The sequence below is a fragment of the Vibrio sp. 1069 genome (assembly GCF_033340555.1).
Genome location: NZ_JAWOWP010000794.1, coordinates 1 through 551 on the forward strand (window position 1 = coordinate 1; position 551 = coordinate 551).

Below are 551 nucleotides of genomic sequence, written 5' to 3' on the forward strand. Positions count from 1 at the left end.
TGAAGTATGTTGAATTGCACATTCATACTATTGGTAATTTCGTCACTCTAAAGTGCCAAACATGCAACACCGACCAAAATTAACCCAACATTAAATCCGCACTGAGTCTTTTATCAAATATCGGAAAACGGCTCACGACCTGACACTTCTTTCCAATTTGCCTCTGGCAGTCCCCTGTGGTTTTCCTTACAGTCGAGCTCACTCAGTGACGAGGCTTATACCAGAATACGATCATTACGACATGATGAAAGACCAACTGACGATCTCGATATCAACCATCAATGGCTCCAAGCATTGGTATTTCAGTAAACGGATGCAACGCAACCTAAAAACCTTTTTAGGGCTATTTGTACTGACTTTGGCAGCTACCGCCATTCTCATAAACCATCTCTACGCGCGGGTCGATAGCGCAGCGATGAAACAAGCGCAGCTCACCGAGCACTCACGCAGCATGGGCGAAGAGCTCAGTACATTAAAGGCGTTGAAGTCTGAACTAGAAAACGGCCTTTCAGAGCGAGAGGAGCGGGTTCAGTTGGTTTCCGAACGCTTAG

At 45.9% G+C, this 551-nt stretch carries 1 pseudogene; it reads left to right on the forward strand.

Features of this window, described 5'->3' with window-relative positions:
- Nucleotides 1–244 precede the first annotated feature (244 nt).
- A pseudogene (locus R7040_RS29105) lies at nt 245–551 on the forward strand (M23 family peptidase); the annotation flags it as partial.